Origin of the sequence: Saccharibacillus deserti (assembly GCF_013618475.1) — a bacterium.
GTDB classification, from domain to species: domain Bacteria; phylum Bacillota; class Bacilli; order Paenibacillales; family Paenibacillaceae; genus Saccharibacillus; species Saccharibacillus deserti.
In genome coordinates, this window is sequence record NZ_JABJVN010000001.1 from 98836 (window position 1) to 123649 (window position 24814).

The following is a 24814-nucleotide window of genomic DNA, read 5'->3' on the forward strand; positions in this document are numbered from 1 at the left end:
GCGAGAAGAAAGGGTGCGCCAAGGCTAACCGCGTCCGCGGCGCAGCGCATCGGGAATCACGAAGAACACGATATACAGCGTCGTGAATGTCAGCAGCGCCAGCAGTTCTTCGGCCAGAATATACAGCGGATACTCGCCGAGCATGTCCAACACCGAAGGCGAATCCGGCTTGCCGCGCAAAAACATGTAGTTGGCATCCAGCAGCCGGTCGAGCAGATAAACCGCCAGCGCGATTGCGTTCAACGACAGCATGACCGTCAGGAGGGTACGCCAAGTCGGCCGGAACCGTTCGATCCAGACCATATAAAGCGCGGACAAGATGATGGCGGCATGGGCAACGAAGAATTGGATGAAGCGGAAATGCGGGTAATCAAAAGCCAGATTGGGGGTAATCAGCGCCTGCAGGGCACCCCCGATGCCCGCGAAAAAAACAAGCCCTGCGAGAAAACGGCTGCGGGTAATCAGCATCAAAATCGCGGCCAGAAGCATCAGACTGCACAGCTCGAGCGGCAGCGTAAAGCGTGCGTTCCAAATCTGCTGCGTCACGTACCAGATATGGAGCGAAGCTTCGGAGACCGTCAGAGCGGCCAACAAGATCAGACGCAGGGCAAACGCAAGTCTCGGCGAAGTCCTTATCGAGCGCCGAAAAGCGAACAGCAGAACCGCCGCGGTCAAAAACAGCCCAAGCGAAGCCAGATGGGCGGGCGAGAACAAGGCAAACGGTCCGGAAACGGACGACGAGAAAAAAGAATCGGGCACCTGGACGGCCTCCATTCATGCGCGAACCGTATTCCCGGCACAGGGAATACGGTTTATATGTATACACATCGCTCAAACTTTTCCCCTACATCTTCCCGGATTGCCGAAGGTTCGTCAATGATTTTGTCCGGTCAAACGGGCAGGAGAACGCCAAAAAGCGGCGCCCCGTTTGCCTTTCGGCTTGAATTCGGGTCTGCCGCTTTTTGTGCATAAAGCAATGAGAATCGGTAGGGAAACTTATCCAACGCTTTGGACACTCAACTCGTTTTCGGCGAAATCCGGCTCCATAAACGCATCTTCGCGTCTACCTCTATGGTCAATTAGACCTAGTTCGCCTTCAGCCTTATATTTGCGCATCCAAATTTTCAAACGGTTTAGATCATAGATGCCCAGCTCTTTCGCCACTTGCTTTTTCGTCATTCCGTCCATACGCATTTGGACGGCTCTAAGCTTCGTTTCATAGCTGTACTTGCAAAACGTTTGTCCCTTAGTTGCCACTAAAACCACCCCTTAAGACTTATATCGGACGGGGCATGTCTTTTTCTAATGGTTTTTGACAACGAATTTGGGCGAAATCATTATTTTTTTGCATAAATCCGCTTTTTGAATCAGGCCCGTCGGACAATCGTGTTTAATGTGCTGCGGTCGAGGCCTTTGACTAGGCGAACCAGCAGCTCTTTGGCTGCCGCGTAATCGTCGGTATGGATGATCGAAGAGGAGGTATGGATATACCGTCCGCAGATGCCGATGACGGTCGACGGCACGCCGATCCCGCTCAAATGGACCTGTCCGGCATCCGTTCCGCCCGGCGAAATAAACGGTTGAACGGGAATACGGTGCGTGGACGCCGTGTCCTGCACATATTCCAGCAGGCCGCGGTGCGTAATCATTGTCGGGTCGAAGATGCGCAGCAGCGCTCCCTGGCCGAGATGCCCGAACAGATTGCGGTCGCCCGTCATGTCGTTGGCGGCACTGCAGTCGAGCGCGAAAAAAATGTCAGGCTGGATCAGATTGGCCGCCGTTCTTGCTCCGCGAAGACCGACTTCTTCTTGTACCGTGGCGCCGCTGTAGACCGTGTTGGGCAGCTTTTCTCCCTGCAGCTCTTTCAGCAGTTCGACAGCCAGGCCCACCCCGTAACGGTTATCCCAGGCTTTGGCCATGATTTTCTTGGGATTGGAAAGAGGGGTGAAGTCGCAGATCGGCAGCACCTGCTGGCCGATCCGGATGCCGAAACTTTCCGCTTCCGCACGGTTGTCGGCACCCAGATCGATATACATGGACTTCAGGTCCGCCGGACGGTTGGCTTCCGCCTCGCCCAGCAGATGCTTCGGGGTCGATCCCACGACTCCGATAACGGGACCGTTTTCGGTCACGATCTGCAGGCGCTGTCCCAGCACGACTTGACTCCACCAGCCGCCGAGCGGCTGAAAGCGTACGAGGCCCGTTTCGGTAATGCCGTTGACGAGAAAACCGACTTCGTCGAAGTGGCCGGCCACCATGACTTTCGGTCCGTCTTCCTGGCCGCGCATGACGCCGAACAGACTTCCGAGGCGATCCTGGACGAACTCCTGCGTATACGCGGACAGCATTTCCTTGACCCTTGCGCGCAGATCGCGTTCGAATCCCGGAGCCGCCGGGAACTCGGTCAGTTCTTTAAATAAAGCCAGTGTTTCGTTATTCATGCTTGCACTCTCCCATCCCAAAATAAGAACGCGGCAAATCCGCGTCCGCTCTTTTACCAGTATGCAGGCTTGAGCGGGAATTGTCACGGCAAGACCGTATCCTTTTCGGGGGATAGGTGTGCGTTCGCAGCTTCGATCGTGTACAATATATGGGCACAACGTTTTCGGCGGCCGCTTGTTTCTTGAACAAATGCCGTCTTTTTATATCTCGTCTGAACGAACCGCTTTTCCACTCGGCCGCAGGGCCGATTTGTACATCGCTTGCCACGTAGGAGAATGACTTAGGAGGTTGTCCATATGTCCGTAAGTTCCGAATCCATGCAGATCGTTACCGCCGTAAGATCGAATCTCGAGTCGTGCATATTGGGGAAAACCTTTGAGATAAAATTGTTGATGACTTCGCTGCTTGCCGGAGGCCACGTGCTGATCGAAGACGTGCCCGGCACCGGGAAAACGCAGATGATCAAAGCGCTGGCCCGTTCGATGGAAGGCGTCTACCGCCGGGTGCAGTGCAACCCCGATCTGCTGCCGACCGATATTACCGGCGTATCGATCTATCACCCCCGCGAAGAACGGTTCCAGTTCCGGCCGGGCCCGATTATGTCCCACATTTTGCTCGCCGACGAAATCAACCGGGCGACAACCAAGACCCAATCCGCACTGCTGGAAGCGATGGAGGAACGCAGCGTAACGGTGGACGGGGAGACCCATCCGCTGCCGCATCCGTTTATGCTCTGCGCGACGCAGAATCCGATCGACTTTGAAGGGACCTATGTGCTGCCCGAAGCGCAGCTCGACCGTTTCATGATGAAACTGCATATGGGCTATCCGGATCTCGAGACGGAGAAAAACCTGATCAGCGCCAACCGTGTCGGCCAACCCGCCGATCAACTGCATGCCGTGACCGATATGGCGACGATCGCGGGCATCCAGCGCGAGGTACGGGAAGTCCATATGAACGACGCCGTCACTTCATATATGTTGGGCATTGTCCGGGCTACACGCGAACATCCTTCGGTTCTGCTGGGCGCAAGCCCCCGCGCTTCGATCTCGTTTGCGCTGGCGGCCAAAGCGTACGCTTTTATCAATGAACGCGATTTCGTCCTGCCCGACGATATCAAGGAACTGGCGCCCTATGTGCTGCCGCACCGTATCCTGATCCGTCCGGAAGCCCGGTTGGACAGCCTGAATGCCGAATCGCTGATTCGCAATCTGCTGGCCGCCAGCAGCGTGCCGGTATCGATGGGACGCTAACCCATGCGGGAAATCTGGAGCCTTTTCAAACCGAAACTGTCACCCGCCAAAATGTCGATGCTGCTGTCGGTGTGGCTCTGCTGCCTGTTTTATCTGCTGTTTCAGGGGGGCAAGACTTCGGTCATGCTGTTTGCCATGGTTACGCTCTTCGGTCTTTATCTGCTGTTCGGCGGCCTGAACGGAATTGGCCGGACCCGCGGGGAACGGAGTTTTTCGGGCGAACTCGGCGAATGGGGGGGCGTGCTGCATGCCGGCGATCAGATCCGGGTCCGGCTTCGTCTGGAAATCCCCGGATTTCTGCCCCTGCCCTATGTAATCGTGCGCGAGACGCTCAAGCGCCACAGCGGCGAAACCTGGTCGTTCGAGGAAAGCCTTGTTCCGAGCATGAACGGAAGCGGCGAGCTGCTGTTCCAGACGCCGCCGCTCGAACGCGGACGGTATGCTTTTTCCGATACGGAATGCGTAACCGAAGATATCTTCGGCCTGATCGAGCACCGGGGGACGTTCTCCGCACGCGGAGAGTTTCGGGTTCTGCCCCGTACGGCCGATATTGCGAAATGGCAGCTGCTTGACCGGCGCAATCGGCTGCTCGGTCCCCAGTCGGTGGGCAATGTATCCGGCCGGGAGACCAATCAGGTGGGCGGGGTCCGGGACTATATATACGGCGACCGGATTTCGCGTATTCACTGGAATGCGACAGCCCGGACGGGAGAATGGAAATCCAAAGAATTCGAATACGAATCGATTCCCAAAACGATGATCGTCCTCGACGCTTTCGAAGACCATTATCGTTCGTCCAGGCAGTTCGAAACCGCGGTCTCGGCCGCGGCTTCCATGCTGGAATACGGAAGCCGCGAATCGATTCCGATCGGATTGTGTTCGATCGGCCGCGAAGTGAATGTCTTCAATCCGCTGCAGGGACGTTCCCGAATCCACCCGATGATGGATCACCTGGTGGATCTGGATCCGAAAGGCAGCGGTTCGCTGTTGGCCGGACTCGAGTCCGCGCTTGCCCGGCTGCCCAAAGGAGCGGTACTTGTGCTCGTTACGCCTCTGGCGGACAGTCCGGTCCTGGATTTGATCCGTTTTGCCCAGACGCACCAGATGGGTTTTTGCCATGTTCAGATCGCGGAATCCCCGGTTTCGGAAGGGGAGGGCACTGCCGCTTCCCGGCAGTGGATCTCTTCGCTGCGGGCCAAAGGAATAGCCGCTTACCGGACGGGCAGCCTGGATGAGCTGCCTGCCGTGCTGGGAGGAGGAACCCGATGAAAAAATGGGCCGAATCATTCAAATCGTCGTGGTATACGGCGGTTGCGGCCGTCTGGCTGATGATCTTCGCCATTCAATGGCTGAATTATACGCGAACCGTTTGGTTCGATGAGACGAACGCGCTTGTGCTGGCCGTTCTGGCCACGGTAGCCGTTATCCATGTGCTGCTGCCGGACATTTCCTGGTTTCGCCTGGGGCTGAAGGCTGCCGGCTTTGTGGTTGCGATGTATGCGACGCTCAAAAGTTACGGCATTTTTCAGCCGTCCGGAACGCTTGCCTCGAGAGCGGAACAGTTTTCCCAGGCGATGTTCCCTTATGTCTGGTTTGCGCTGATCGGCTGGCTGCTGTTCGAATTGTGTATCCGTGCGGTTAACAGCCAGCGCCGCATTTTGATTTTCGCTTTTCTGAATATCGTGCCCATGGCCGCGCTGGACTCTTTTACCGTCGTATCGCTGTGGAAGCAGGTCGCCTGGATCGTCTTCGCGACAATGGGCTGGCTGGTATGCGACCATTTCCGCCGGTTTCAGACCCGTTTCCCGAGAGGATGGAAAGCGATTCGGCGCAATCCGTTCAAACTGCTGATCAATACGGCGGTCGTTTTTTCGCTTGTCATTCTGGCGGGTGTCAATATGCCGTTTGTACAGCCGATCCTGACCGACCCGTATACGGCCTGGAGGCAGATGCAGGGGACGTCGAATGTGGCGTTCAATGCCAACGGGCTGCTGCAGGGACAAGCGTCCGCTTCCGGATACAGCCGGGAAGACGGCCAGCTCGGAGGCGGCTTCAATTTCGACTATACGCCCGTCATGACCATCGAATCGACGGAGCGCAGCTATTGGCGCGGCGAGACCCGGATGACCTATACGGGCAGCGGCTGGGATGCCGACAGCGGCTGGGGTTCGCTTGAAGAAGTATCGCGCGAGCAGGAGCTGGAGACCGAAGCGGCTCCGCTGACGCCGACCAAAACGGTACGCCAGAAAGTTACGATGCAGAGCGATTCGACGTATCCCGTCTTGTTCGGAGCCTATGCGATCAACAAGGTCGAAAGTCTCGATGTCGAGAACGGCGAGAGCCGTATGCAGTGGAAGCCGGAACAGGGCGAACTGCATTGGCAGGAGCGTGCGGGCCGCGGCGCGAGAATCTATCCGAAGACGTACACGATCACGTCGAAGGTTCCGGTCGTACCGGTAGACGCCCTGCAGGCGGCAGCGTACGACAAGCTGTATCCGGAAGGCGTGGATCCGCGCTATGTCCAGATTCCGCGCGGATTTCCGCAGCGCGTGACGGACCTGGCCGCCGAAGTGACGGCTTCGGGACAAACGCCGTACGAGAAAGTTTATCTGCTGCAGCAGCATTTGCAGCAGAATTATCTCTATACGAACAATCCGACGCTGTCGCGCCGGCAGAGCGACGACTTCGTCGAAAGTTTCCTGTTCGATATCAAGGAAGGGTACTGCGATTACTTCTCGACCGCCATGGTCATGATGGCGCGTTCGCAGGGCATACCCGCACGCTGGGTCAAAGGCTACGCGCCGGGTACGCCTTCGGGCGATGTGCCGGACCGTTTCAGCGAAAACAGCTCGCAGTACGAAGTCACCAATGCCAATGCCCATTCCTGGGCGGAAGTGTATTTCGGCGATTACGGCTGGGTACCTGTCGAAGCGACGCGCGGCTTTACCGTGCCGCTGCTTGAAGAGTCGTTGGCACCCGACGATTCCGAAGTGAAGCAGCAGCCGGCCGAACAGCCGGAAGAGGAAGAAGAGGAAACCGCACCGAACGAAGCGGCGGCGCCTACGGATTCCGATTCCAATCTCGTCCCGATCATCGTAGCGGCGGCAGCGGTTGTCGTTGCGGCCTGGGGAGCGTATCTGCTCTGGCTGCGCCGCCGCTCGGTCTACTTCTTCCTGATGGGACTGCGAATGGGCGGACCGCTGACGGCGGACCAGAAAATCGTATTGGAGACGGAACGTTTCCTGCGTTTCCTGAAGCGCAAAGGCCTGAAGCGGGAAGAGCACGAGACGCTGCGCGAATCGGTCTCCCGTTGGGACAAGAAAGTCGCCGGATCGGAAGCTGCGATTGCGCCGATTCTGGCCCTTTTCGAGAAAGCCCGCTACAGCCCGGAACGCATCACGGATAAGGAATGGCTCGAAATGCAGCATCTGGCTTCCGAACTGCGCAAAAATTGGAAAGGGTACTATCCGGCTTCGCCGGCCGTGCCGGAATCCAATAGCTGACGCGAAGCGTCGGCTGTGATATAGTTTGAACTTAAAGACTAAGGAGACTATCCCGAAACGGCGCACGCCGTTTCGGGATAGGGTCTTAATGGGGTGACACGATTTTGTTTGAAACACTGCTGCCGAAACTTCAGGTCGACACGGTATTCGATATCGATTTGGAAGATTTGTATAAGCGCGGTTACCGGGGGATCGTCACGGACCTGGACAATACGCTGGTCGGTGCGAAAGCCCCGAATGCCACGCCGGAACTGATCGCATGGTTTGCGAAAGTCAAAGAACTCGGGTTTCAGCTTGTGATTGTATCCAACAATAATATGAACCGCGTGTCCGTTTTCGCGACGCCGCTGGATATCCAATTTGTGCATGGGGCACGCAAGCCTTCCCATGCGCCTTTCCGCAAAGCGATGCAGCTGATGAAACTCAGCGAGAAGCAGACGATTGTCGTCGGCGACCAACTGCTTACCGATGTGCTCGGAGGCAACCGTCTGGGTCTGTACACGGTATTGGTTCTGCCGATCGCGATCGGCGACGAAGGCTGGCGGACCCGGTTCAATCGCAGGATTGAGCGCGTTGCGATCGCACGTCTGCGCAGAATGGGCAAATGGCTCAAGGAGGAAAAGAAGAAATGACGGAAAGACTCGAAGGCTCCGCCGTCATCCGCTGCAGCGGATGCGGAGCTCCGCTTCAAACGGAAGATCCGGCAGGACCCGGCTATATTCCGCAGCTCAAGGAAGAAGGCGGGCAAATCTGCCGCCGCTGTTTCCGTATCAAAAATTACAACGAGGTTGCTTCGGTCGCCGTAAATCAGGATGAATTTCTGCGGATGCTCAGCCAAATCGGCGACCGTAAAGCTCTCGTGATCCACATTGTGGACCTGTTCGATTTCCAGGGCAGCGTCATTACCGGACTGCAGCGCTTTGTAGGCAGCAATCCGGTTATTCTCGCGGTCAACAAAATCGATCTGCTGCCGAAGGTGACCAATTGGAACAAAATCCGCAACTGGGTACAGAAGCAGGCGAAAGAAGCCGGATTGAAAACGGAAGAAATCGTATTATGCAGCGCCAAGAAAAATCTCGGCTTCGACCGTCTTCTTCAGGAAGTGGCGGACCGCCGAGGCGATCGAGACGTCTATGTGGTAGGTGCGACCAACGTTGGCAAGTCTACGTTGATCAACCGCCTGATCAGCGATTACAGCGATCTCGAAGAAGAACTGACGACTTCCCGTTATCCGGGAACCACGCTGGATATGGTCAACATTCCGCTGGACGACGGACATTATATCGTCGATACGCCGGGGATTGTCTATCCTTCCCGTTATACGGAACTGGTTACGCCCGGAGATCTGGTCAAGGTCATGCCGGAAAAGCCGCTTAAACCGGCTGTCTATCAGTTGAACGAAGGACAGACGATCTTTATCGGAGGACTGGCGCGGTTCGACTTTGTCGAAGGCCAACGTCAATCGTTTACTTTCTACACAAGCGGAGCTTTGAATCTGCACCGGACCAAACTGGGCCGTGCCGACGAATTGTACGCCGAGCACGCCGGGGAAATGCTGACGCCGCCTTCGCGCGAAAGTCTGCCCGATCTGCCGGCCTGGACCCGCCATGAATTCCGCGTGCCCAAAGGCGGCGCCCAGGATTTGTTCGTCTCCGGTCTTGGCTGGATCAAAGCGAACGGCGAGAGCGGGGCCAAGGTTGCGATCCATGCACCGAAAGGCGTTAAGGTCATTATGCGCGAATCGCTGGTCTAGCACCCTGTCAACTCTTAATCCGAGGTTTACGTTTTCCTGAAACAACAATTCCGTCGGAGACTTCGTACATGCTTCAGGTACGAAATCTCAGGGAAGCGTAACCTTACCTTTGGTGTTGACAAGGTACTAGCCCGCACCGTATTCGGGAGGGGAAATCCGTTGAATCCAATCAATAAGCATCCGCTCAAGCTCGGAGTCATCGGCGATCCGATTGCGCATTCCAAGTCGCCGGTCATGCATACGGCTGCGCTGCGCGAATGCTCGATTCCGGGCAGCTACTCGGCGCTGCATATCCAGCCGGACCGGCTCGAAGCCATGATCCGTACGGTGCGCGAAGAAGAATACCGGGGGATCAACGTGACGATTCCGCACAAGGAATCCGTCATGGAGCTGCTCGACGAGCTGGGCGAAGATGCCCGGCGAATCGGGGCGGTCAATACGATCGTGAACGAAGGAGGCCGGCTGATCGGCCGCAATACCGACGGAATCGGCTATGTCCGTTCCCTGAAGGAAGAAGCGGCGGCCGAACTTGAAGGCCGCCGCATCGTTGTCCTTGGAGCGGGAGGCGCGGCGCGCGGAATCATCTACGCGCTGGCGGCCGAAGCGCCGGACCGGATCCTGCTGCTGAACCGTACGCCGGAAAGAGCGGAGAAACTCGCGCGCGAGTGGAGCGATCTCGCCGATATCGCGGCCCTGCCTTCGGAGCGCGCGGCCGAAGCGCTGAAGACCGCCGATATCGTGATTAACACGACTTCGGTCGGCATGCATCCGCATCTCGAAGGGCTGCCGCTCGATCCTGCGCTGCTTCGCGGCAGCGAGATCGTCAGCGACCTGATCTATAACCCGCTGGAGACGCGGCTGCTGCGTTCGGCGCGGCAGCAGGGCTGCCGGACACACGGAGGCCTGGGCATGTTCGTTTATCAGGGCGCTTATGCATTTGAATATTGGACAGGCGTTCAGGCTCCGGTCGGCGTCATGCGCAGGGCCGTACTGGCAAGCATGAACGTCTAGCCCGAAATGGGTAAAAGAATATTAAGTACACCTGCCCGTCGGCGGGAAACATTCCCGTCAACGGCATTTTCCAAAAAGAGGAGTCTATCAAACCTATGCTGACAGGCAAACAAAAACGTTATTTACGCTCGCAGGCCCACCATCTGAACCCGATTTTCCAAATCGGAAAAGGCGGCCTCAACGAACAGCTGGTTCGTCATATCAACGAAGCGATCGAACTTCGCGAACTGCTCAAAGTGGCGGTACTGAACAACTGCGACGAAGAACCCAAACAGCTCGGACCGGAACTGGCCCAGGCCGCGGAAGCGGAACTGGTACAGGTTATCGGCCGTACGATCATTTTGTACAAGCCGTCGAAAGAACACAAGCAAATCGAACTGCCGTAACGCGGAGGAGTGAATGCGTATGAAGATCGGAATCATGGGCGGAACGTTCGATCCGATCCATATCGGGCATCTGGTCGCCGCGGAAACGGTGCGTGAAGAGCTGGGTCTGGACGAAGTGTGGTTTATGCCGTCGCATATTCCCCCGCACAAAGCCGAAGCCGGATTCTCCGGCGAGGAACGGATGCGTATGGTGGAACTTGCGATCGGCGCCCAACCGGCGTTTCGGACCCTCGATATCGAGCTTACGCGCGGTGGCGTTTCGTACACGGCCGATACGATGGGCGAACTGGCGGAGAAATATCCGGAAGCCCGTTTTCATTTCATCATCGGGACGGATATGGTCAACTATTTGCCCAAGTGGGAACGGATCGAGAAGCTGGTCGAACTGACGCGGTTTGCCGCGGTCGGCCGTGCCGGTTACGAGTTGAATTCCGATGTACTGCCCCCTTCGGTCGCAAGCCAAATCGATTATTTCGATATGCCTCAGCTCGAAATCTCGTCTACGGAGATTCGCGAGCGGCTGAAAAAAGGCCGTTCGGCCCGTTATCTGGTACCGGAAAAGGTGTACGATTATTTGCAAAGGAGCGGTCCGCATGCGGCATACGCGCGAACAACTGATTGAGCGGGTATCGTCGCAGATGCCGGCCCGCAGATGGCAGCATACGCTTGGGGTCATGGCATCGGCGGTTGAATTGGCCGAACTTTACGGTGCCGATCCCGCGCGGGCGGAACTTGCGGCGATTATTCACGACGTGGCCAAGTATTGGCCCGTTCAGCGGCAGGCCGCGGTGATTGCCGAGAATGGACTGAATGCCGAACTGCTGAATTACGATGCTCCGCTGTGGCACTCCGAAGTGGGCGCCTACGTGGCGGAATACGAATACGGGATCGAAGATCGTGAAGTCGTCGATGCGATCCGCTATCACACATCCGGCCGCGAAGGCATGACCCTGCTTGACAAAGTGGTCTGTCTGGCCGATTATATCGAGCCCGGCCGCGAATTCCCCGGAGTCGAACTTATTCGGGGCAAAGCCCGGCTCAGTCTGGAAGAAGGATTGATCGCCGGATTCGACTCTACGCTTCGCGTATTGGTCGAACGGGGACAACAGATATTTCCGACAACGGTACTGGCACGCAACGATCTGATTCGCCAGCTTGCAGAGCGTGAGCGGGCAAGTCAGACGAAGCCGGTATCCGAAAACAAGGGAGGATAACGAATGAGTGTAAAACCAAAAGAACTGCTCCATCTCGCGACGGAGGCCGCTGTAGACAAAAAGGCGATGAATGTCGTAGGTTTGGACTTGACCGGCATCTCCATGGTCGCCGATTATTTCATCGTTTGTCACGGCAATTCCGATACGCAGGTACAAGCGATCGCTTCGGAAGTCCGCAAGCGCGTCCTGGATGCCGGCGCGACGATCCGCGGGATCGAAGGCATGGACTCGGCGCGGTGGGTATTGATGGATCTGGGCGATGTCGTGGTACACATTTTCCATCGCGACGAACGGGAATATTACAATATTGAACGCGTCTGGTCGGATGCGAAAGTGGTGGAAACGGTATGAGTCTCGAAGCGGGGACGATCGTCACGCTGAAGGTGGCCCGTGAAGTTTCGCCGCACGGATTTTTTATGACAAACGGCATGGATGAGGTGCTGCTTCCTTATACGGAGCGTACCGGCAATATGAAATTCCGCAACGGTCAGGAAACCGAAGTGTTTATTCACCACGATTCCGAAGACCGGCTGATCGCAACGATGAAAAAGCCGCTGCTGACGTTCGGCGAGATCGGCGCACTGGAAGTAGCCGATATTCATCCGCGTCTCGGCTGCTTCCTCGAAATGGGTCTCGGCCGCCAACTGCTGCTGCCCAAGCGCGAACTGCCGGAACTTCCGGAACTGCAGCCGGAAATCGGCGACCGGGTCTTCGTACGAATGGACCGCGACAAACAAGGACGTCTTCTTGCCCGCGCTTCGGGCGAAGAAGAATTGGCTCCGCTTTGTTTCCAGGCGCCCGAATCGTGGAAAAACCAGTGGATGAAAGCGACGGTATACCGTCCTCTCCAGATGGGCACTTTCGTGGTTGTTGAAGGCGGCGTATTGGGATTCGGCGCACTCGGTCTGATTCACTCGACGGAACGGCCGCGGCCGCTGCGTCTGGGCGAAGTGATCGATGTCCGGGTCGCACGCGTACGCGAAGAAGACGGTCGCGTGAATCTGTCGATGGCACAGCCCAAAGAAATCGGAATGGACGAAGATGCCGAACGGATTCTGTCATTTATGCGTGCCCGTGAAGGCGGCGCAATGCCTTACTCCGACAGCACGGCTCCAGATATCATCAAGCTGCGCTTCGGGATCAGCAAGTCGGCGTTCAAGCGCGCGCTTGGCCGCCTGATGAAGCAGGGATTGATCGAGCAGGAAGACAATTGGACGCGTCTCAAGCAGACCGGCGAAGACACTTCCGGCTCCGAGCAGTAAGATCCGCGCGGGCGGAAACGGGTTAGGCAAAGGACGGCTCTTTTCCGGGTACGGAAAAGAGCCGTTTTTTTGCGGGAAAAAGAAGAAGGAGAGGGGCACTGAGATGTCTTACGGGAAATTCGCTTATGTCTACGACGAGCTGATGCAGGATATGCCTTACGCCAAGTGGAAAAGGTTCGCGCTCGAAGCCTGGGAAAAGCACGGGAAACCGGCCGATGTGGTCGAGCTGGGCTGCGGCACCGGTACTTTGACCGCCATGCTGGCCGAAGAAGGTTATCGCGTGACCGGGATCGATCTGTCGGAAGATATGCTGGCCGTCGCCCGCAGCAAAGCGGACGAGCAGCCCTCGCTGCAGGGGCTGCTGCGCAGCGGAAGCCTGCGCTTCGTACGGCAGGACATGACCGGGTGGCAGGCGCCGGAGCCGGTCGATTCGGTCGTGTCTTTCTGCGACTGCCTGAACTATCTGACCGAACCGGAAGAAATCGAGAAAACGTTCCGGGCGACGGCGGCCGGCTTGAAGCCCGGGGGTACGTTCCTGTTCGATGTCCACCATCCCGACACCCTGCGGCGCTACGAAGAAGAGCAGCCGTTCGTTTTCGACGAAAAAGGCCTCTCGTACATTTGGACCTGCGGACTGGATGAAGAACGGACCGAAATCGAGCATCATCTGCGTATTTTCGTTCGCCGTTCCGGCGGGGGAAGTTCGGATGTGTACGACCGGTTCGACGAAGTGCATGTGGAACGGGCTTACGAAGCGGAGTGGCTGAAGCAGGCGCTGCTGCGCGCCGGATTCTCGCGCGCCGATTTCTACGCCGATTTCGAATGGACGGCACCGGGAGAAGGGGCGGAGCGTCTATTTGCCGTGGCGGTCAAATAAAGAAAGCAGCGGACCGGTTTATCTGCCGTATCGGACGATGCTATGCGTTGATCGTGACCCCAAATCGCGTCCCAGAACCCAGGCGTACTCAAAAACGGATTCCCCCGGGGAATCCGTTTTTTGATATGTCTGCCTAATTTCCGCCTACCTACCGCCTGGCATTCGGCCAAGATACATACGGTAGATCGCCGCTTGGGCCGCTCCTTCGCGCTTACAAGCCGTTGACAAGAAGCAGAAGGGCGGCCAGCAGCGCCGCCATGCCGGCAAGGCGGCTCCACGTGATCGGAGCGGGAGTCGGCCGGTTGTGGTCGCTTCCGGTCTGTCCGTACCGCCTGCGCCAGATCCACTGCGGTGCCAATACGTTCACCGCTCCGACAGCTACAAGAACAAGAAAAAGCAGGAACAGGATAAAGATCAGCCCCTTTCCGCGAAACGCTGTCTTGTGTATACGCGGCAGAACTTGAGAAGTTCTTGTCGCTTGCCGGGTTGGACAAGGTTTTGCGAGGAAAAGGCCGATTTGTGTCCGTTATCGGACCGGACCGGGCATTATTCGTAAAAAAGCAGCCGTTTCGCGTAAGCGTTCCGGAAATCGCTTGGCGTCAGTCCGACTATCTTTTTAAACGCTTTCATGAAATTGTGGGAATCGCTGTAGCCGAGCTTGACGGAAACTTCGCTGATATTCTGGTTCGTGTCGGTCAGCAGGTATTTGGCCAGCTCCATTTTTTGCTGCAGAATATACTGCTTGAGCGATATACCCGAGATCGAAGAGAACAGATGCGAAATATATTTTTCGTTGTAACCGAACACTTCCGCAATTTGGGAGACTTTGACGGGCTGGCCGCGGCTCCATTTGATATAGTCGACGATGTCGTGGTAAAGCTGCTCCTGCCGGGTCTTTTTGACGGAAAAAGATTCCGCGTGCACGATCTGGTTGTACAGCTCGCATAAAATGACGGTCGACATGTAATCGTTGAGCGGGGACGTATCGTAACTGCGGACGGAATCCTGGAGCTGCTTCATCATGACAATCATTTTCTCGAGGCTTTTCAGTTTGCCGTAGCGCGGCAGCACAATTTTCTGTTCCTGCTTGTCCGGCAGTCCCTGATCCGCATTTACGGTGACGACATCCTGCGCTTTGGCGGAAAAATGCAGCCAGTAAAAACTGCATTCCGATACCCGGTACCCGTACTGCTCGGTCGAAGGCGGCAGCAGCAAATATTCGCCTTTCGACACGGTGAAACGCTGGCTTCCGTCGGCCAGATACAAGACGCCTTCCGTGACGACCATCAGTTCGTAATCCGTCAGCGTGCGGCTGAGGTGAATCCAGTTGGCGTCGGGTGCGACGAATTTGCCGGTAATCGCCAGCTCGACGGGAGAATCGACGGACAGCTCGTACGCAATCATCAAAGCGGCCCCCTTTATCCGGTGAAAGTTTTTTTACAAAAAAAGGTCTAAAATAACGCTAACACAAAACCTCCCCTCCCGCCAGAGACCGCCCCTTACAAGCTAACCTTTTGACACTTATTCGAACTTTAAACTATTTGCCGAGACCTGAGATCCGATTAATCTAGAGTCGACAAATGACTTTGTAAGCGGATTCAAAATAGGGCATCGAAAAACGGAGGGGATCGGATCATGGGAAAAAGATTGGCGATTCTGGCGATTCTGACGCTTGGGGCGGGGCTGCTCTCGGGCTGCGGCGGTTCGGAAGAAGGGAGCGGCGAAAGCGCGCAGACGACGCCGGACGGCAAAGTCAAACTGACCGCAATCATGACGAAGCACCCGCTGACCCAGGAGTTTTCCAAAATGAAATGGCTGCAGGAAGCGGAAGAACGGGCGGGCGTCGAGATCGAATGGCAGGAAGTCAGCGCGGACTGGGGCCAGAAAAAAGGCGCTCTGCTCGCAGGCGGCGATATTCCCGATCTGATCATCGGTCCCAACGCTATTACGGATGCCGATTACGCGCAGTTCCCGGGGCTGTTCGAAGACCTGACGCCGCTGATCGAATCCGGTGCCCCCAATGTCCAAACCATGTTCGGGGAGAAACCGGAAACAAAAGCCATCTCTACCCAACTAGACGGCAAAATCTACGGGCTGCCGAAATACCAGCGCTTCTGGCCGGAGACGACCACGCGTCAATTTATCAATAAGCAGTGGCTGGACAATCTGGGTCTGAAAGCGCCGACGAACTGGGATGAGCTGTACGAGGTTCTGGTCGCATTCAAGGAAAAAGACGCCAACGGCAACGGAGATGCGAACGACGAGATTCCGATGGACTTTGCGCCGAGCGGAACAGGCGGCTTCGGTCCGTTCATGCCGACGGTGCTGCTGGGCAGTCAGGGGATCACGCTTACGGATAACGCGGGACAAGGCTATTTCGTGGAAGACGGACAGGTCAAGAACTTTTTCACCGATGAACGTTACAAAGATCTGGTGGCGTTCCTGCACAAATGCTACGCGGCCGGCCTGATCAATACGGAAGTGTTCACGCAGGATTATACGAAGTACCAATCCGTGGCGCGCGGCAGCGGAGACACGGCGGCCGTCGGCTTCACCTGGGGCTGGGAAGTGACCGACCGCGTCGGCAACACGCTTGCGCCGCAGTACGAATCGCTGGCTCCGCTCAAGGAAAATGCGGCTTCGAGCGATCCCCTGTCCTGGACGTACGATTACAATTCGCTCAACTACGGGGTCAATATGGTCTCGCTGGCGTCGACTTCCAAAAACAAAGAAGCGGCCGTGAAATTCATCAACGAACTGTATGATCCGAAAGTGAGCATGCAGGTCCTGTTCGGTTCGCTGGGCACCAATATCAAAGACAACGGCGACGGAACCTACGCGGTACTGCCTCCGGGAGACAAAGCCATGGACCCGGGAACCTGGAAATGGACAACGACATGGGCGGACAACGGTCCGATGTATATCGCGGATTCGCTGAAGCTTGAACTGGGCACGGATATGCAGTCGGTCGGCGCACAGACGGAACCGCTGAAAGCGGCGCTGGACGGGATCGACAAAGAAAAAGACGTGCTGCCGAGCATATTTATCAAATACAGCGTGGAAGACAACAATACCATGACGCTGAACAACACGTCCATGCTGTCGCTGACTTTGTCCAAATGGGCGGAATGGATCACCAAAGGCGGCGTCGAGGAACAGTGGGACGGCTACGTGGACAGTGTCAAAAAGACCGGCATCGACCAAAACATCGAAATCATTCAAAAATACTATGACGATTATATGAGCAAAAATTAAGCGCTCGTCCGTTCTCCGGGAAAGGAAGTGACTCTCGATGGTTCCGAAAAATCCGTACGAGCATCCGGTTAATCTGCGCGCCTACAAACGCAAAAAGCCGACGGTGCTCAATACGTTCAGACGCGATTATCAGCTGTGGATCATGATTTTTCCCGCAATCGTCGTTATCTTCATCTTCAATTACATTCCGATGTACGGGATCCAGCTGGCGTTCCGCGACTACAATTTTGCCAAAGGATTGACGGGCGGCGAATGGCGGGGATTATTTTACTTCAACCAATTTTTTGAAAGCTACCAATTCGCCGATCTGATGAAAAATACGATTGTCATCAGCTTGTCGACTGTCGTGCTCAGTTTCCCGGCTCCGATCATTCTGGCGCTGCTGATCAATCAGCTGCGCTGGAAGCGGGCCAAAAAAGCGCTGCAAACGACCGTCTATCTGCCGCACTTCATCTCGATCGTCGTCATGGTCGGCCTGCTGAACGTGCTGCTCTCGCCGAATTCCGGCGTCATCGGCCATCTGCTGCAGTCGATGGGGCTGGGAGACGTGAATCTGCTGGGCTCCACCTCGACGTTCGTGCCGGTCTATGTACTCTCGGAAATCTGGCAGCACTGCGGCTGGAACAGTATTATCTATCTGGCGGCGCTGTCGACGGTCGACCCGCAGCTGTACGATGCGTCGAAGATCGACGGGGCAAGCCGCTGGCAGACGATCCGCAATATCGAGATCCCGGCGCTGATTCCGACGATTATCATCTTGTTCGTTCTCAGTATGGGCAGCGTCCTCAGTACCGGCTTCGAGAAAATATTCCTGATGCAAAATTCGCTGAACCTGCCGGTGTCGGAAGTCATTTCGACTTATGTGTACAAGATCGGGATCGTGAGCAACCAGTTCAGCTATTCGGCGGCGATCGGGCTGTTCAATACGCTGATCAACTTCTTCTTCCTGTATACGATGAATCTCGTCGCCAGAAAAACGTCGGAGACCAGCCTGTGGTAGCGCGGGCGGGTCTGCGAAGAAAGGAGCGGAACCTTCATGCAGCTTGTGCAAAAAAAGCAAAAAGAAGTCACACATAAACGGAGCTTGGGCGAGTGGGTATTTGACGGAGCCGTATTCGCGATCTGTCTGCTGATCTTCCTCAGCATCGTCTATCCGCTGTATTTCGTTGTTATTGCTTCGATCAGCAATTCGACGCTTGTCTCGACGGGGCAGGTAACGATTTTCCCCAAAGACATCAGTTTCTTCGGCTATTCGGAAATCTTCAAGGACCAGCGGATCTGGACCGGTTACGGCAATACCATTTTGTACACGGTGCTCGGTACGGCGGTGAATCTGCTGTTCACGCTGCCGGCGGCCTACGTGCTGTCCCGGCAGGAATTCCGCGCCCGGCGCTTTATCATGTTCGCGTTCGTCGTGACGCTGTTCTTCGGCGGGGGACTGATTCCGACTTACCTGCTGATGAAAGACCTGCATATGCTCAACACGATGTGGGTGTTTATTCTTCCTTTCAGCGTAAACGTGTACAATCTGATTATCGCGCGTTCCTTTTTCGAAAGCTCGATTCCCAAAGAGCTATACGAAGCGGCCGCCATGGACGGCTGCTCGCATTTCCGCTACTTCGGTTCGGTGGTGCTGCCGCTGTCCAAAGCGATCGTGTCGGTTATCGGGTTGTATTACCTGGTCGCGCACTGGAACGACTTTTTCACGGGGCTGATCTATATTCGGAGCAACGATCTTCAGCCGCTTCAGATCGTACTGCGCGACATTCTGCTCTCCAATCAGGTTTTCTCGCAGGGAGCGGGCTCGGGCGGAGCGGCCGGCGGTTACGCCCAGCAGTATGCCGACCAGGTGAAATACGGCGTTATCATCGTATCCACGCTGCCGATCCTGCTCGTTTATCCGTTTCTGCAGAAGTATTTCGATAAAGGGGTCATGATCGGTTCGGTCAAAGGGTAGCGGCGGATCCGGCTTGGCGAAAAAAAGAAGCAGCACAAAAAGAGGCCGGAAACGGCCTCTTTTGTATGTCGGGCAGGTACGGTGCGGAGAGCGAAGCGAAGAGGAAGGATGCCCGCGTTATTTGGCGGATAAAGCGGCGGGTCTGTCCGCAGCGGCAAACCCGCCTTCGTGCGGATTGTACAGCACCCGCGCGAGCAGATGCTGGCTGTAATTCCCGAAGTGGCGTCCGAACAGCGTAAGACCGCGTTTGTTGGCGGGCCGGTCGGTTACGGCCATCCGAAACGTCATTTCGCTCCGGTAATCAAGCCGGATATCTTCGAGCGTGACGTCCGAAATCCGGCAGCCGTCGATAAAACTGCCTTCGCTGTTGATCCGGATCAGCTTGAGCATCCCGTATTGATTCAGGTGGGGCGGCCACCAGTCGGGATTGAACGTGCCGCGTACATCGCCGAAGTCGCCGGGACTGGTCCACGTTCCGATCGCGATCCCGTTCAGGGAAAAGTCGATATCGGAAGGATAATGATCGTTGTAACCGGGCGCTTCGGAACCGATCTCCATCGAAAACTGGATCTCGCGGAAACTGTGATTGGCTTTGAGGTAATTCGGAATGCGGTATTCGACGAACCCTTCGGCGAGCCAGATGATCTCCGCATGAATACGCCCAGGATCGGCAAAATAACGCGGATCGTCGAAATCGCCGATGATACTGTCTTTGGTCGCAAGGCCGCAGGTCGGCAGGGCTTTGTAGTCGCTGTAGTGGCCCACCTGGATTTCCACTTCATACAAGTTTTCGGCTTCTTTGCTGCGCAGATCGACCATAAGTTTGTCTTTGTTCAGATAACACAGTTTTTGCAGCCCGTGTTTGCCGCCGGTCGTCCGGATTTCGATCAAGCCGCATTCTTCGAGTTTTTTGATATGGGGCGTGATCGCTCCGTTGCTCAATTCCAGCTTTTTGGCCAGTTCGTTCAGGTTGAGTTCTCCGTTATGCGCCAGCAGTTCAAGAATCCGAATCCGGATTTCCGAACTGAGCGCTTTAAAAATATCGATCCCGCTCATCAAGTCTTTGATATAGATCATACCGGTTCCCACTTTCCCGAAAGTAGTCCTGAAACGTTTTACTATTTTAAAATATTATAAACGTAAAGCGCGAAAAAAAGCAGTCGAAAGCCAAATTGCCCGAAATACGGCATTTAAAATCCAGAAAAAAACGTGAATACGTTATTTTGGTTCAATAAAACCTAAAGTAAAAGAATGGATACGAAAAGGCTCTTTTTCCTCCTCTTTGTTTTAGATTTGCCTCTTATAGCTTTAGAACTTCTTGAAAAGTTTTAAAACTTGTAGTTTACAAGGTCAAATCCTTATGTTATTTTATTCCTGTAAGCGGATACATTCAAGGTTAAATTAATTGTTTTATATTAATCCAAACTAAAGAGGGGGTTTTATATTTTTATTGCAGGTGCGAAAAACAAGCCATCGAAGCAAGCCGCCACAAACCGATCGTAACCCTGCCGGGCCGACCGCCTCTTACATAAACTCCGGCACGGAAAATGATTCGGTGAGGCAGCCCCGCCAAGACAGTCACTATTCTATTTATATTCGGGAGGGTCAAGCATGATGAAAAAAGGATTTATTGTTTTGACGCTGTGCGCACTTCTGCTCGTGATGGCAGGCTGCGGAAATTCTTCGAGCAACGCGTCTTCGGGTGAGAAGTCGGTCATCGATGCGGGAGCGGGCGAAGGGGCGACCGAGTTGTCCTACTGGACCTTCGTCGAACTGCACGGCAAACACTTCGAGAAAATGCTGGAGAAATGGAACAAGGAAAATGCAGATCGCCAGATCAAGCTGAATGTTACGGTTATGCCTTACGACGATATGCACAACAAATTGTCGATCGCGCTGCAGACCGGAACGGGCGCTCCGGATATCGCGGATATCGAGCTGGGCAAATTCCCCGATTTCCTCAAAGGCACACCGCAGCTGGAACCTCTGAACGACGCTATCGATCCTTACCGCGACACGATCGTCAAATCCCGGATCGATATCTATACAAAAGACGGACAGAATTACGGAATCCCGACCCATGTCGGCGCTTCGGTCGCTTTCTACAACACCGAAATCCTGGAAGAAGCCGGCGTGGACTACACCAAAATCGAAACCTGGGACGACTTCAAAAAAGCCGGCCAGCAGGTTTACGAGAAAACCGGCAAATACATGGGTACCGCCGATACCAGCGCGCCTTGGGAAGAATCGATGCTGCTCGCGCAGCAGGGCTCGGACTATACGGATGCCGACGGCAAGCCTCAGGTGAACTCGCCGGAAATGGTCAAAGCGTTGACGATGCTCAAAGACCTGCAAGACAGCAACGTGATCGCGACGATTGCCGGCGGACAGCCGGATACGGAAGAAGCTTACGGCGAATATAACTCCGGCAATTATGCAACCGCCTTCATGCCGCTGTGGATGATGTCCCGGTATACGAACTATATGCCGGACCTGGCCGGCAAGATTGCGATCGCGCCGATTCCGGTCTTCGAAAAAGGCATGCCCCGTTCGGTCGGCGGCGGCGGCACAGGCACAGTCGTCACCAAGACGGCCAAAGACGTGCAGCTGGCCAAAGACTTCCTCGCTTTCGCCAAACTGTCCGAAGATGCCAATATCGAAATCTGGAACACGCTGGGCTTCGATCCGGTCAACATGAAAGTCTGGGATATGAAAGAAGTCACGCATAATCCGGAAAACGAGTTCGTGAAATACTTCAAGAACAATCCGTTTGACGTCCTGCAAGAAATCCGCGAAGAAATCAAATTCGTCAAATCGGTTCCGGCTTCTCCGACGATCAACAACGTATTCGGCACGGTGACGCTGAACGAGATCTTCGAAGACGGCAAGGACATCAAGCAGGCACTGGACGACGCGCAGGCCCAGATCGAACAGGAACTTCAATAAACCGGCCGGCTTCATCGAACGGTTTCCATCCTAACGGAATTCCCGCCTGCCGCGAAAAGATCGATCTTTTCGCGAAAGGCGGGGTTCTCTTTAAAAGAAGGTGCGAAAAGATGATCAAACGATTCCTGTATTCACAAAAAGTCGCTCCCTACGTGTTTGTCCTGCCTTTTATCCTGGTGTTTCTGATCTTCTGGGTGTATCCGCTCGGCAGTTCCTTCACGATGAGCTTTCAGAAACTATCGCTTGGGCAGGAAGCCGAATGGGTCGGTCTGGAAAACTATACCAAGCTTCTGGGCGATACCATCTTCCTCAAAGCGGTCATGAACAGCGCCGTGTATATGCTCTGTACGCTATTGATTCTCATCCCGCTGCCGATGCTGCTGGCGGTGCTGATCAATAACAAGTTTATGTGGGGCCGCGAATTTTTCAAATCGTCGCTGTTCTTCCCGGCACTGACTTCGGTTGTCGTGGCCGGTACCATCTTCCGCCTCATGTTCGGGGAAATGGACGGCTCGCTCATCAACAGCTTCCTCGGTCTGTTCGGCATCGAACCGGTGAAGTTCCTCAAAGGTCAGGTGACCGGATTTATCGCGCTGCTCGCTCTGGCAACGTGGCGCTGGCTCGGCGTAAATATTCTGTACTTCCTGTCGGGGCTCAAAAGTATCCCGGACGATTATTACGAAGCGGCTTCGATCGACGGCGCTTCGGCTTGGCAAAAATTCCGCATGATTACGATGCCGCTGCTCAAGCCGACAACGATCTACGTGCTGACGATCAGTATTTACGCGGGGCTGGCCATGTTTATCGAAAGTTTGATGATCTGGAACGGCAACAATTCTCCAAAAAACATCGGCCTGACGATTGTCGGTTATCTGTACCGCCAGGGCATCGAGAAAAGCAATCTCGGTTACGCGGCGGCGGTCGGCATCGTGCTTCTGGTGCTGGCGATGACGATCAATATGATCCAGCTCGCCTTCTCGGGCCTATTCAAGAAGGAGGATTGACATGAAGAAAGAGGCAACGCTCAAAATGAACGAAGGCTCGGCGATGCGGGTGAGAAAAGACATTCCGCTCAAGATTCTGCTTTTCGTTCTGTTCACTTTATTGTGCGGCATTATCCTGGTCCCTTTCTATGCAATCGCCCTGGCGTCGTTCAAGCCCGGCGAAGAACTGATCCGCTACGGGCTGAACCTGAAGTTCGATTTGTCCGTCATGAGTTTCGACAATTATGCCTATCTGTTCACGGGCGACCATTCGTATTTTGTCTGGTTCTTCAATTCGCTGCTGCTGACGGTCGTCCAGGTGGCGCTTACGCTGATCGTCAGCGCGACGGTCGCCTACGGCTTCTCGGCCTATGAATTCAAAGGCAAAAACTTTCTGTTCATCTGCGTACTGCTCATCATGATGGTACCGTTCGAGATTCTGCTGCTTCCGCTGTACACCCTGATCTTCAACCTGAAGCTGATGAATACGTACTCGGCGATTATCCTTCCCGGGATTGCGAGCGCGGCGACCATCTTCTTCTTCCGCCAGTATTTAAGCGGGATTCCGAAAGAAATCATCGCGGCGGGCCGCGTGGACGGAGCCAGCGAGTACGGCATTTATCTGCGGCTGATTCTGCCGATCATGAAACCTTCGTTTGCGGCGATGGCGATCCTGAACGGCATGAACAGCTGGAACAATTTTCTGTGGCCGTTCATGGTGCTGAGCGACGAACGTAAATACACGCTGCCGATCGGACTCAAAACGCTGCTGACGCCTTACGGCAACAATTACGATCTGCTGATCGTAGGTTCGTTTTTCTCGATCGTTCCGATCTTCATCCTGTTCGTGGCTTTCCAGAAGTATTTTATCGACGGAATGACGGCAGGCGCGGTCAAAGGCTGAAGACGGTCTACTTATAAGGAAGCAAGGAGAGCGATGGACATGGACGAAGCAAAAAAGTACCGCAATCCCCTGATCGAGCAGCGGGCGGACCCTTTTATCTGCAAGCACGATGACGGTTACTATTATTTTATGGGTTCGGTACCGGAGTACGACCGGCTCGAGCTGCGGCGGGCGCGTACGATCGAAGGTTTGAGGGAAGCCGAGCCCAAGGTCATCTGGACCAAACGCGAAAAGGGGCCGATGAGCGCGAATATCTGGGCCCCCGAGCTGCACCGGATCGATGGCAAATGGTACGTCTATTTTGCGGCCGCCCATACGACAGAGACGAACGAAGGACTGTTCGATCACCGCATGTATGCGCTGGAGAACGAGTCGGAGAATCCGCTGGACGGAACCTGGACGGAAAAAGGCCAGATAGTCACCGCCTGGGAATCGTTTGCGCTGGATGCGACTTCGTTCGAACACGGGGGCAGCCATTATTATGTGTGGGCCCAGAAAGATCCGGCAATCCCCGGCAATTCCAATCTGTATCTGTCGGAAATGGAGAACGGATGGACGCTCAAAGGACCGCAGGTGATGATCAGCCAGCCGGAATACGATTGGGAAAGGATCGGATTCTCCGTCAACGAAGGCGCGGCCGTGTTGAAACGCGGAGGCCGGATCTGGATCACGTTCTCCGGCAGCGCAACGGATCATCATTACTGCATGGGCCTGCTCTATGCGGATGAAGATGCCGATCTGCTGTCGCCCGCCTCGTGGACCAAGCTGGATCGGCCGGTCTTTGCGACCAGCGAAGAGAACGGGCAGTACGGTCCGGGACATAACTGCTTTACGGTCGGAGCAAACGGCGAAGATCTGCTCGTTTATCATGCCCGCAGCTACAAGAAGATCGAAGGCGATCCGCTGTACGATCCGAATCGCCATGCGCGGGTCAAATCATTCGGTTGGACCGAAGCCGGAATGCCGGATTTCGGCGTGCCCGAAGCGGATACGCCAACCGTACGGGAAGAGCAGAAGAGCGGACTTGAACGGTGAGGGTTGAAGATCCCGGCAGAAACGGGACGGGAA

Annotated in this window: 25 protein-coding genes; 19 read left to right on the forward strand and 6 right to left on the reverse strand. The window is 55.3% G+C overall.

Features of this window, described 5'->3' with window-relative positions:
- Positions 1-24: 24 nt before the first annotated feature.
- The 3 genes from HOP44_RS00440 to HOP44_RS00450 form a co-directional block, all read right to left on the reverse strand.
- A complete protein-coding gene (locus tag HOP44_RS00440; RefSeq protein ID WP_343059680.1) occupies positions 25-759 on the reverse strand; it encodes a YwaF family protein in 735 nt (244 codons plus the stop codon).
- A gap of 237 nt (positions 760-996) precedes the next feature.
- Positions 997-1257, reverse strand: a complete 261-nt coding sequence (locus HOP44_RS00445) for a helix-turn-helix domain-containing protein (protein WP_172194034.1) — start codon at positions 1255-1257, stop codon at positions 997-999.
- A gap of 110 nt (positions 1258-1367) precedes the next feature.
- Positions 1368-2441 carry a M42 family metallopeptidase gene (locus tag HOP44_RS00450; protein ID WP_172249590.1) on the reverse strand — a complete coding sequence of 358 codons (1074 nt, stop codon included), beginning with the start codon at positions 2439-2441 and terminating at the stop codon, positions 1368-1370.
- 297 nt (positions 2442-2738) lie between these two features.
- Between HOP44_RS00450 and HOP44_RS00455 the strand changes: the two genes are divergently transcribed.
- From HOP44_RS00455 to HOP44_RS00510, 12 genes are all read left to right on the forward strand, one after another.
- On the forward strand, positions 2739-3695 hold the full coding sequence (locus tag HOP44_RS00455) for an AAA family ATPase (protein WP_172249592.1): 957 nt from the start codon (positions 2739-2741) through the stop codon (positions 3693-3695).
- A 3-nt stretch (positions 3696-3698) separates the two neighbouring features.
- On the forward strand, positions 3699-4964 hold the full coding sequence (locus HOP44_RS00460) for a DUF58 domain-containing protein (RefSeq protein ID WP_172249594.1): 1266 nt from the start codon (positions 3699-3701) through the stop codon (positions 4962-4964).
- Positions 4961-7198 (forward strand): transglutaminase TgpA family protein, encoded by a 2238-nt coding sequence (locus HOP44_RS00465; protein ID WP_172249596.1) that lies wholly within the window; start codon positions 4961-4963, stop codon positions 7196-7198. Before HOP44_RS00460 ends, HOP44_RS00465 begins: the two co-directional genes overlap by 4 nt.
- 104 nt (positions 7199-7302) lie before the next feature.
- Positions 7303-7830, forward strand: coding sequence for a YqeG family HAD IIIA-type phosphatase (locus HOP44_RS00470; protein WP_172249598.1), 528 nt, complete (start codon positions 7303-7305; stop codon positions 7828-7830).
- The gene (gene yqeH / locus HOP44_RS00475) at positions 7827-8951 is read left to right on the forward strand and encodes a ribosome biogenesis GTPase YqeH (RefSeq protein ID WP_172249600.1); all 1125 of its coding nucleotides are present in this window, start codon (positions 7827-7829) and stop codon (positions 8949-8951) included. Before HOP44_RS00470 ends, yqeH begins: the two co-directional genes overlap by 4 nt.
- 159 nt (positions 8952-9110) lie before the next feature.
- Positions 9111-9962, forward strand: a complete 852-nt coding sequence (locus tag HOP44_RS00480; RefSeq protein ID WP_216667444.1) for a shikimate dehydrogenase — start codon at positions 9111-9113, stop codon at positions 9960-9962.
- A gap of 95 nt (positions 9963-10057) precedes the next feature.
- The gene (gene yhbY / locus HOP44_RS00485) at positions 10058-10348 is read left to right on the forward strand and encodes a ribosome assembly RNA-binding protein YhbY (protein WP_172249602.1); all 291 of its coding nucleotides are present in this window, start codon (positions 10058-10060) and stop codon (positions 10346-10348) included.
- Between the two features lie 19 nt (positions 10349-10367).
- Positions 10368-10970 carry a nicotinate-nucleotide adenylyltransferase gene (locus tag HOP44_RS00490; protein WP_172249604.1) on the forward strand — a complete coding sequence of 201 codons (603 nt, stop codon included), beginning with the start codon at positions 10368-10370 and terminating at the stop codon, positions 10968-10970.
- Positions 10942-11562, forward strand: a complete 621-nt coding sequence (gene yqeK, locus HOP44_RS00495) for a bis(5'-nucleosyl)-tetraphosphatase (symmetrical) YqeK (protein WP_172249606.1) — start codon at positions 10942-10944, stop codon at positions 11560-11562. Before HOP44_RS00490 ends, yqeK begins: the two co-directional genes overlap by 29 nt.
- A 3-nt stretch (positions 11563-11565) precedes the next feature.
- Positions 11566-11913, forward strand: coding sequence for a ribosome silencing factor (gene rsfS, locus HOP44_RS00500; RefSeq protein ID WP_172249608.1), 348 nt, complete (start codon positions 11566-11568; stop codon positions 11911-11913).
- On the forward strand, positions 11910-12824 hold the full coding sequence (locus HOP44_RS00505) for a CvfB family protein (protein WP_172249610.1): 915 nt from the start codon (positions 11910-11912) through the stop codon (positions 12822-12824). The genes rsfS and HOP44_RS00505 overlap by 4 nt, the downstream gene beginning before the upstream one ends.
- A gap of 103 nt (positions 12825-12927) precedes the next feature.
- On the forward strand, positions 12928-13701 hold the full coding sequence (locus HOP44_RS00510; protein WP_172249612.1) for a class I SAM-dependent DNA methyltransferase: 774 nt from the start codon (positions 12928-12930) through the stop codon (positions 13699-13701).
- A gap of 211 nt (positions 13702-13912) precedes the next feature.
- Here HOP44_RS00510 and HOP44_RS23320 read toward each other — a convergent pair whose 3' ends face one another.
- Complete coding sequence (locus tag HOP44_RS23320; RefSeq protein WP_484592903.1) at positions 13913-14218, reverse strand: DUF6199 family natural product biosynthesis protein; 306 nt, start codon at positions 14216-14218, stop codon at positions 13913-13915.
- Between the two features lie 29 nt (positions 14219-14247).
- Positions 14248-15105, reverse strand: coding sequence for an AraC family transcriptional regulator (locus tag HOP44_RS00520; RefSeq protein ID WP_172194048.1), 858 nt, complete (start codon positions 15103-15105; stop codon positions 14248-14250).
- A gap of 231 nt (positions 15106-15336) precedes the next feature.
- Between HOP44_RS00520 and HOP44_RS00525 the strand changes: the two genes are divergently transcribed.
- The 3 genes from HOP44_RS00525 to HOP44_RS00535 are packed head-to-tail and all read left to right on the forward strand — an operon-like array spanning position 15337 to position 18913.
- Positions 15337-16956, forward strand: coding sequence for an extracellular solute-binding protein (locus tag HOP44_RS00525; RefSeq protein ID WP_172249616.1), 1620 nt, complete (start codon positions 15337-15339; stop codon positions 16954-16956).
- Between the two features lie 37 nt (positions 16957-16993).
- Entirely contained in the window at positions 16994-17956 is a 963-nt protein-coding gene (locus tag HOP44_RS00530) for an ABC transporter permease (RefSeq protein ID WP_172249618.1), read from the forward strand.
- Positions 17957-17992: 36 nt separating this feature from the next.
- A complete protein-coding gene (locus HOP44_RS00535; protein WP_172249620.1) occupies positions 17993-18913 on the forward strand; it encodes a carbohydrate ABC transporter permease in 921 nt (306 codons plus the stop codon).
- A 117-nt stretch (positions 18914-19030) separates the two neighbouring features.
- Here the strand turns inward: HOP44_RS00535 and HOP44_RS00540 are convergent, their stop codons facing one another.
- On the reverse strand, positions 19031-19990 hold the full coding sequence (locus tag HOP44_RS00540; protein ID WP_172249622.1) for an ArsR/SmtB family transcription factor: 960 nt from the start codon (positions 19988-19990) through the stop codon (positions 19031-19033).
- 534 nt (positions 19991-20524) lie between these two features.
- On the opposite strand from HOP44_RS00540, the gene HOP44_RS00545 reads away from it, so the two are divergent.
- The 4 genes from HOP44_RS00545 (at position 20525) to HOP44_RS00560 (ending at position 24781) form a co-directional block, all read left to right on the forward strand.
- Positions 20525-21859: an ABC transporter substrate-binding protein gene (locus tag HOP44_RS00545; protein ID WP_172249624.1), complete on the forward strand. Its 1335-nt coding sequence runs from the start codon at positions 20525-20527 to the stop codon at positions 21857-21859.
- A gap of 110 nt (positions 21860-21969) precedes the next feature.
- Positions 21970-22863, forward strand: coding sequence for a carbohydrate ABC transporter permease (locus HOP44_RS00550; RefSeq protein ID WP_172249626.1), 894 nt, complete (start codon positions 21970-21972; stop codon positions 22861-22863).
- Between the two features lie 43 nt (positions 22864-22906).
- Positions 22907-23746 (forward strand): carbohydrate ABC transporter permease, encoded by an 840-nt coding sequence (locus HOP44_RS00555; protein WP_172251443.1) that lies wholly within the window; start codon positions 22907-22909, stop codon positions 23744-23746.
- 39 nt (positions 23747-23785) lie between these two features.
- On the forward strand, positions 23786-24781 hold the full coding sequence (locus tag HOP44_RS00560; protein ID WP_172249628.1) for a glycoside hydrolase family 43 protein: 996 nt from the start codon (positions 23786-23788) through the stop codon (positions 24779-24781).
- The last annotated feature ends 33 nt before the right edge of the window (positions 24782-24814 follow it).

What these genes read in the sequence shown, in the direction of transcription:
- HOP44_RS00450 (WP_172249590.1), bottom strand. Translation starts at nt 2,441, where the DNA reads ATGAATAACGAAACACTGGCTTTATTTAAAGAACTGACCGAGTTCCCG.
- HOP44_RS00455 (WP_172249592.1), top strand. Translation starts at nt 2,739, where the DNA reads ATGTCCGTAAGTTCCGAATCCATGCAGATCGTTACCGCCGTAAGATCG.
- HOP44_RS00460 (WP_172249594.1), top strand. Translation starts at nt 3,699, where the DNA reads ATGCGGGAAATCTGGAGCCTTTTCAAACCGAAACTGTCACCCGCCAAA.
- HOP44_RS00465 (WP_172249596.1), top strand. Translation starts at nt 4,961, where the DNA reads ATGAAAAAATGGGCCGAATCATTCAAATCGTCGTGGTATACGGCGGTT.
- yqeH (WP_172249600.1), top strand. Translation starts at nt 7,827, where the DNA reads ATGACGGAAAGACTCGAAGGCTCCGCCGTCATCCGCTGCAGCGGATGC.
- yhbY (WP_172249602.1), top strand. Translation starts at nt 10,058, where the DNA reads ATGCTGACAGGCAAACAAAAACGTTATTTACGCTCGCAGGCCCACCAT.
- HOP44_RS00490 (WP_172249604.1), top strand. Translation starts at nt 10,368, where the DNA reads ATGAAGATCGGAATCATGGGCGGAACGTTCGATCCGATCCATATCGGG.
- yqeK (WP_172249606.1), top strand. Translation starts at nt 10,942, where the DNA reads ATGCGGCATACGCGCGAACAACTGATTGAGCGGGTATCGTCGCAGATG.
- rsfS (WP_172249608.1), top strand. Translation starts at nt 11,566, where the DNA reads ATGAGTGTAAAACCAAAAGAACTGCTCCATCTCGCGACGGAGGCCGCT.
- HOP44_RS00505 (WP_172249610.1), top strand. Translation starts at nt 11,910, where the DNA reads ATGAGTCTCGAAGCGGGGACGATCGTCACGCTGAAGGTGGCCCGTGAA.
- HOP44_RS00510 (WP_172249612.1), top strand. Translation starts at nt 12,928, where the DNA reads ATGTCTTACGGGAAATTCGCTTATGTCTACGACGAGCTGATGCAGGAT.
- HOP44_RS00520 (WP_172194048.1), bottom strand. Translation starts at nt 15,105, where the DNA reads ATGATTGCGTACGAGCTGTCCGTCGATTCTCCCGTCGAGCTGGCGATT.
- HOP44_RS00525 (WP_172249616.1), top strand. Translation starts at nt 15,337, where the DNA reads ATGGGAAAAAGATTGGCGATTCTGGCGATTCTGACGCTTGGGGCGGGG.
- HOP44_RS00530 (WP_172249618.1), top strand. Translation starts at nt 16,994, where the DNA reads ATGGTTCCGAAAAATCCGTACGAGCATCCGGTTAATCTGCGCGCCTAC.
- HOP44_RS00535 (WP_172249620.1), top strand. Translation starts at nt 17,993, where the DNA reads ATGCAGCTTGTGCAAAAAAAGCAAAAAGAAGTCACACATAAACGGAGC.
- HOP44_RS00540 (WP_172249622.1), bottom strand. Translation starts at nt 19,990, where the DNA reads ATGATCTATATCAAAGACTTGATGAGCGGGATCGATATTTTTAAAGCG.
- HOP44_RS00545 (WP_172249624.1), top strand. Translation starts at nt 20,525, where the DNA reads ATGATGAAAAAAGGATTTATTGTTTTGACGCTGTGCGCACTTCTGCTC.
- HOP44_RS00550 (WP_172249626.1), top strand. Translation starts at nt 21,970, where the DNA reads ATGATCAAACGATTCCTGTATTCACAAAAAGTCGCTCCCTACGTGTTT.
- HOP44_RS00555 (WP_172251443.1), top strand. Translation starts at nt 22,907, where the DNA reads ATGCGGGTGAGAAAAGACATTCCGCTCAAGATTCTGCTTTTCGTTCTG.
- HOP44_RS00560 (WP_172249628.1), top strand. Translation starts at nt 23,786, where the DNA reads ATGGACGAAGCAAAAAAGTACCGCAATCCCCTGATCGAGCAGCGGGCG.